This window comes from Actinoplanes sp. NPDC051343 (assembly GCF_044455125.1).
Classification (GTDB): Bacteria; Actinomycetota; Actinomycetes; order Mycobacteriales; family Micromonosporaceae; genus Actinoplanes.
Map to the genome: position 1 here is coordinate 344,498 of NZ_JBITEL010000012.1, position 6,673 is coordinate 351,170.

5 protein-coding genes are annotated in these 6,673 nt (G+C 68.5%); 4 read left to right on the forward strand and 1 reads right to left on the reverse strand.

All coding sequences use genetic code 11. The features are described 5' to 3' along the window. Positions 1 to 61 precede the first annotated feature (61 nt). From ACIA5C_RS35430 to ACIA5C_RS35445, 4 genes are all read left to right on the forward strand, one after another. On the forward strand, positions 62 to 922 hold the full coding sequence (locus ACIA5C_RS35430) for a phytoene/squalene synthase family protein (RefSeq protein ID WP_396062880.1): 861 nt from the start codon (positions 62 to 64) through the stop codon (positions 920 to 922). Further along, the gene (locus tag ACIA5C_RS35435) at positions 922 to 2,229 is read left to right on the forward strand and encodes a cryptochrome/photolyase family protein (RefSeq protein WP_396062928.1); all 1,308 of its coding nucleotides are present in this window, start codon (positions 922 to 924) and stop codon (positions 2,227 to 2,229) included. The genes ACIA5C_RS35430 and ACIA5C_RS35435 overlap by 1 nt, the downstream gene beginning before the upstream one ends. Before the next feature lie 156 nt (positions 2,230 to 2,385). After that, positions 2,386 to 4,071: a cytochrome c biogenesis protein CcdA gene (locus ACIA5C_RS35440; RefSeq protein ID WP_396062882.1), complete on the forward strand. Its 1,686-nt coding sequence runs from the start codon at positions 2,386 to 2,388 to the stop codon at positions 4,069 to 4,071. A gap of 161 nt (positions 4,072 to 4,232) precedes the next feature. After that, complete coding sequence (locus ACIA5C_RS35445) at positions 4,233 to 5,588, forward strand: dihydrolipoyl dehydrogenase family protein (protein WP_396062884.1); 1,356 nt, start codon at positions 4,233 to 4,235, stop codon at positions 5,586 to 5,588. 13 nt (positions 5,589 to 5,601) lie between these two features. On the opposite strand, the gene ACIA5C_RS35450 is transcribed toward ACIA5C_RS35445, so the two are convergent. Then, a complete protein-coding gene (locus ACIA5C_RS35450) occupies positions 5,602 to 6,147 on the reverse strand; it encodes an ATP-binding protein (protein ID WP_396062886.1) in 546 nt (181 codons plus the stop codon). Positions 6,148 to 6,673: the final 526 nt, after the last annotated feature.

Sequence of the window (6,673 nt, forward strand, 5' to 3'; positions counted from 1 at the left end):
ACCGTACCCTGGAAACTTAAGTTGCGTCGATTCGTGAGTCGATTTTTCCCGAGGGGTAGCTGTGGACTTGACCACTGCGTACGAACGCTGCCGCGACCTGCACCGGAAACACGGCCGCACCTACTACCTGGCTACCCGTCTGCTGCCGGCCTGGAAACGCCGGCACGTGCACGCGCTCTACGGCTTCACCCGCTACGCCGACGAGATCGTCGACAACTTTCCGCCCCAGGAGCGCGCCACCCGGCTGACCGAATGGTCGTCGCACTTCATGGCCGGACTGCGCGGCGAGCCGATCGACGACCCGCTGCTACCGGCGGTGCTGCACACCATCGCGGTCTTCGACCTGGATCTAGAGGACTTCGACAAGTTCCTGCGCAGCATGGCGATGGACCTCACGGTCACCCGCTACGCAACGTACGACGAGCTGCTCGACTACATGGAGGGCTCGGCGGCGGTGATCGGCACGATGATGCTGCCGATCCTCGGCTCGTCCGATCCGGCCGCGGCGCGCGAGCCGGCCCGCCAGTTGGGCTTCGCCTTCCAGCTCACCAACTTCATCCGCGACGTCGCGGAAGACTTCGAGCGCGGCCGGATCTACCTCCCGTTGTCCGATCTGGCGGATTTCGGGGTGACGCCGTCGGACTTCGCCGTCCGCAGCCCAAAGATCAAAAACCTTATTGCGTACGAGGTGAGCCGCGCCCGGGAGCACTACGCGGCCGCGGCCCCCGGCATCACGATGCTCGACCCGGCGTCCCAGGCCTGCATGCGTACCGCCTACGTCCTGTACGGCGGCATCCTCGACGAGGTCGAAGCGGCCGGCTACGACGTCTTCACGCAGCGGGCGACCGTACCCAACCGGCGCCGCGCCGCGGTCGCGGTGCGCAGCCTGCTCACCCGGCCCGGCACCCCGGTCGCGGCGTGATGAACACCGCTGTCGTCCTCTTCACCCGCGACCTGCGCGTACACGACCACCCGGCGCTGGCCGCGGCCTGCGCCAACGCCTCGCACGTCGTCCCCCTCTACGTGCTCGACCCGTCGCTGGCCGACATTTCCCCCACTCGGTCGCGTTTCCTGCACCAGAGCCTGGCCGACCTGCGTGCGGCGCTCCGCGACCGCGGCGCCGACCTGGTCGTCCGCACCGGCGACCCGGTCGCCGAGACGATCAAGATGGCCCTTTCGGTGAATGCCGAAGGCATCGGCCTCTCGGCCGACGTCAGCCACTACGCGCGCCGTCGCGAGGAGCGACTCACCGACGAATGCGAACGGCACCGCATCGCGCTCAAACTCTTTCCCGGCTTGACGATCGTCGACCCGGGCGCGGTCACCCCGGGCGGCGGCGGCTCGTCCTACCGCGTCTTCTCGCCCTATCACCGGGCCTGGCTGGCCTCGAAATGGCGCGACGAGGTGGCCACCCCAGGCCGGATCACGCTGCCGCCGGACATTCCGGCCGGTCCGCTGCCGGCCATCCCGGGCGGGGAATCCCCCGACGCCGTCAACGGCGGCGAAACCGAGGGAAGGCGCCGGCTGAGTGCCTGGCAACGGCACATTGACGGGTACGCCGATGCGCACAACGACATGGCCGCCGACGAGACGAGCCGATTCAGCCCGTACCTCCGCTGGGGTTGCCTGTCCCCGCTCGAGGTCGCCAAAGTTTGTGAAGGCCATGAGGCCTTCATCCGCCAGCTCTGCTGGCGGGATTTCTATTACCAGGTGGCGCTCGCCTTTCCCCATCTGTCGACCCGCGCCTACCGCTCGTCCGGCGACCTGACCTGGCGAGACGACGCCTCGGCCCTGAGCCACTGGCAGGACGGGCTGACCGGGGTGCCGATCGTCGACGCCGGAATGCGCCAATTGCAGGCCGAGGGCTGGATGCACAATCGCGCGCGGCTGATCACCGCGGCCTTCCTGACCAAACACCTCGGCATCGACTGGCGGCACGGCGTGCAATGGTTCTTCCGCCGGCTGCTCGACGGCGACGTGCCCAACAATTCCGGCAATTGGCAGTGGGTCGCCGGCACCGGCAACGACACCCGCCCCTACCGCCGCTTCAACCCGATCCGGCAGGCGCAGCGCTTCGACCCCGACGGCGTGTACGTTCGGCGCTACGTACCCGAGCTCAAGGCCGTCGAGGGCGGCGCCGTCCACATGCCGTGGAAGCTGCCGCAGAAGCTCGACTACCCGGGCCCGCTGGAGTCGCACCGTGACGAGGCGGTGTGGCTGCGGCCTTGAACCCCGCCCGGTACGCCTGGGCGGGTCCGGTGGGGTCCGTCGGCCTGGTTGCGTCCGTCAATGCACCTGGGGCCGGCGGGCCCTCTCGAGCACGTCCTCAACACCCGTAAGGGAGCCGTAAGGCGACGAGGTGGGCGCGGGCCGCAGGATGGAACGATGGTCACGCTTGTGCTCGTGGGATTTGTCGGGGGCATCGTCACCGGCATCTCGCCCTGTGTGCTGCCGGTTCTGCCGGTGGTGTTCCTCTCCTCGGGGGCTACGAGTGGGCGTCAGCGCAGCGGCCGGCGCCCGTTGCTGGTGGTTGCCGGGCTGACGCTCAGCTTCAGCGTGTTCACGGTGCTCGGGTCGCTGGTGTTGCGGGCCCTGCCGGTGCCGCAGGACATCATCCGGTGGGGCGGCATCGGGATTCTGGCGCTGCTCGGTGTCGGCATGGTCGTGCCTCGGGTCGAGCAGATCCTGGATCGGCCTTTTCAACGGCTCTCGCCGAAAGCGCCGGAGAAGGACCGCGGTGGGTTCCTGCTCGGCCTCGCGCTCGGCGCCGTCTATGTGCCATGCGCCGGCCCGGTTCTGGCGGCGATCGCGGTAGCGGGCGCGACCGGGAAGTTCGGGCCCTCGACGCTGGCGCTGACCGTGGCGTTCGCGGTCGGCACGGCGTTGCCGCTGCTCGTGTTCGCGCTCGCCGGGTGGCGGATCAGCGACCGGATCCAGGCGTTCCGGACGCGGCAGAAAGGCATCCGGATCGCGGCCGGCGTCGTGGTCGTGGGCCTGGCCGTGGCGTTGACCTTCAACGTGACCGACGCGGTGCAGCGGGCGATTCCGGACTACACGAACGCCCTCAGCGACAAGGTCAACGAGGCCGGTGCGGTGGCGAAGGCGCTGGGCACGGGCGGGGCGAGCGGCGCGCTGGCCGACTGCCAGGCCGCGGCCGACCGCGGGCTCGCGCCGAAGCTCGAGGATTGCGGGCCGGCGCCGCAGTTGACCGGCCTCAACGGATGGCTGAACACGCCGGGGGACGCGGCCCCGCAGCTGACCGGCAAGGTGGTGCTGGTCGACTTCTGGGCGTACTCGTGCATCAACTGCCAGCGGGCGATCCCGCACGTCAACGCCTGGAGCAAGGCGTACGGGCCGGCCGGCCTGGAGGTCGTCGGCGTGCACACCCCGGAGTACGCCTTCGAGCACGTCCCGGCCAATGTCGCCGCCGGCGCGCAGCGGCTCGGCATCACCTACCCGGTCGCGCTGGACAACGACTTCAAGACCTGGGACGCGTTCCACAACGAGTCGTGGCCGGCCGACTACCTGATCGACGCCACCGGCCAGATCCGATGGGTGGGTGTCGGAGAGGGCCTCTACACACAGACCGAGATCCTGATCCGGCGGCTGCTGACCAGTGCCGACCCGGGCGTGACCCTGCCCGGGGCGACCGAGGTGCCCGACCTGACGCCGACGTCGGAATTCCAGACCCCGGAAACCTATCTGGGGGCGGGCCGCGCCCAGGGCTATCAGGGAAACGCGCCTTTGCGGCCCGGAACGGGCACGTACACCGCGCCGAGCAAACTGGCCGAGAATGCGTTCGCCCTCGACGGCACCTGGTCGGTCACCGCCGAGTCGATCACGTCCAAGCAGAATGCCGTGATCACCCTCAATTACACCGCCGAGGACGTCTACCTCGACGTCGGCGGTACCGGCACGGTCACTGTCACCGCGCAGGGCCGGACCCGGACGTACCAGGTCAGCGGCGCCCCGAACATCTACACCGTCGTGCACACCAAGGCGCTCGACTCCGGCACTCTGAAAGCGAGCCTGTCACCGGGCCTGAGCGCCTACTCATTCACCTTCGGCTAAGCGATGACCGCGAGAGAGACGGTTGCGAGAACGGTGAGCACCAGCCCTGCCCACCATCGCGTCCCCACAACCGCCTCCGTTCCTCTTCCGCGAGGGTTCAGAATCGGTTCCCGCCCGCCCGGGCTGAGCTTTTCCGCGACCGGAAATGATTAGGTGTGATCATGAGCGAGATCGAAGAGGTCGACGTCATCGTCCTCGGCATGGGCGTGGGTGGCGAGGAGGTCGCGGGCCGCCTGGCCGCGGCCGGTCTGAACGTCATCGGCATCGACAACACGCTGGTCGGGGGCGAGTGCCCGTACTGGGGCTGCATCCCGACCAAAATGATGGTGCGGGCCGCCGGGGCACTCGAGGAGGCGCGGCGGGTCCCCGGCCTGGCCGGTGCCTCGACCGTCACCCCCGACTGGTCGCCGGTCGCGAAGCGCATCCGCGACGAGGCCACCGATAACTGGAACGACAAGGTCGCGGTCGACCGGTTCGAGAGCAAGGGCGGCCGGTTCGTGCGTGGCACAGGCGAGATCGTCGGCGCCGGCTTGGTGCGGGTCGGCCCGCAGTTGTACGCCGCGACGCGTGCCCTGGTCATCGCCACCGGCACCAAGGCCGTGGTGCCTCCCGTCGACGGTCTGGCCGGCACGCCGTACTGGACGAACCGTGAGGCGGTCGAAGCCGCCGCCCTCCCGAAGTCCCTTCTGGTGCTCGGCGGTGGCGCGATCGGCTGCGAGTTCGCCCAGGTCTTCGCCCGTTTCGGCGTGCCCGTGACAATCATCGAGGGCAGCGAGCGGGTACTCGCCATGGAGGAGCCGGAATCGTCCGCGGTCGCCGCGAAAGCGCTGGAGGCCAACGGCGTACGAATCCGGAGCGGCGTCCGAGCCGCGACGGTCTCCCACGACGGCGCCGAATTCGATGTGCGCCTTTCCGACGGATCGCACGTGACCGGGGAGAAGCTTCTGGTCGCGACCGGTCGGGCGGCCAAGCTGGAAGGCGTGGAACGGCTGGGAATCGACCGGGCGTCGCGTTTCATCCCGACCGACGAATGGATGCGCGCGGCCGACAAGACCTGGGCGGTCGGCGACGTCACCGGCAACGGGGTCTTCACCCACATGGCGTTCTACGAGGCCGATGTCGCGGTCCGCGACATTCTCGGGCAGGGCGGTCCGGCGGCCGACTACCGGGCCAAGCCGCGGGTCACCTTCATCGACCCGGAGATCGGCGCGGTCGGCATGACCGAGAAGCAGGCGCGTGACGCGGGGATCGACGTGAAGGTCGGCTACCTGCCGTTGAGTTCGACCACCCGCGGCTGGATTCACGGTCCGGGCGGCGACGGTTTCATCAAGCTGATTGCCGACGGCTCCCGGAAGGTGCTCGTCGGAGCCACGACCGCGGGTCCGGCCGGCGGCGAAATGATCGGCGCGATGTCGGTCGCGGTGCACGCCGCCGTTCCGATCGAGACGCTGCGCAGCACCATTTGGGCCTATCCGACGTTCCACCGCGGTTTCGGCCAGGCGCTCAGCGACCTCTAACGCTCAGCGGCCTCTAGATTGCCATCGCCGCAACGACGACCGTCCCGGACGGTCCGGATTCGATTTGCACCTCGGCCAGGCGCCGGGCGATCCAGAGTCCGCGACCGCCGGGGCGCCGCGCCTCCGGTTCCTGCACCAGAGCCGGCATGCCCGGCCCGGAGTCGCTCACCCGGCAGACGATGCGCCCGCTCTCGCGCCACATCCGCAAACGTCCGAATCCGCCGCCGTGCCGGATGACGTTGGTCGCCAGCTCGTGAGCTACGAGCACGACGTCATCGCGTACCCGTGCCGCCCCGAGCCGATTCATCCAGGCCCCGACCTTCGCTCGCAGCCCTTCGAGCCCGGCCAGCGAGATCGTGATTTCGAGAGCACGTCGCCGTCTCGGGCCTCCGGCCGCCTTCGGCGGACCGTTCGGCCTCCGCGGTGGTTCCGCCAGGTGATTCCGGTTGCGCCTTTTCCGGTACGGGATTTTCGAGTGCCGCACGAGGTCAGCCTGACCGTGGTCAGGCAACGGGTGGTCGCTCCCAGCCATGTTCGCCGCTCCCTCGGTCGCGCTCATCCTCAGTCACCTGGATCCGGGGAACTCTGTACCCCCGGGGAGGACCTCCCATACCTGGTTGCGGGCTCTTCCGCTCGGGAGGTGCGGAGAGTAGTCATGCCCCCTCGGCAGGTCACCGTGGATTCTTACCGTTCTCCTGCGCTGACCTGCGGAGATGCGTGACACTGGAACCCGATTTGGAGCCCACGGAACGAGCCTGTAATGTTTTCCGAGCCGGCAGGGAAACGGGCGAGCGAGCGGAGAGATCCGCAGCGGCCGTCCTGCCAAATCCTTCGGACTTCGGATCGCAGCACTGCTGCGCGCCTTGGACCGCGGGATGACTAGGGCAGAGTGGCACGAACCGGGAAATACCGGTTGACACCGCCACAAAGACCTAGTAAAGTTGAACGAGTGCCCCGGGGGCCGGAACGCTGAGATGGCGGTCTGTTCTGCGGTGTGTGGTTGTTCTTTGAGAACTCAACAGGGTGCTTGATAAGCCAGTGCCAATTAGTTTTATCCCTGGCCGGTTTTTTCGGCTTGGATTCCT

Excerpts from the sequence above, each read along its gene's own strand:
- ACIA5C_RS35435 (WP_396062928.1), top strand. The coding sequence starts at position 922 with ATGAACACCGCTGTCGTCCTCTTCACCCGCGACCTGCGCGTACACGAC.
- ACIA5C_RS35450 (WP_396062886.1), bottom strand. The coding sequence starts at position 6,147 with ATGAGCGCGACCGAGGGAGCGGCGAACATGGCTGGGAGCGACCACCCG.
- ACIA5C_RS35440 (WP_396062882.1), top strand. The coding sequence starts at position 2,386 with ATGGTCACGCTTGTGCTCGTGGGATTTGTCGGGGGCATCGTCACCGGC.
- ACIA5C_RS35445 (WP_396062884.1), top strand. The coding sequence starts at position 4,233 with ATGAGCGAGATCGAAGAGGTCGACGTCATCGTCCTCGGCATGGGCGTG.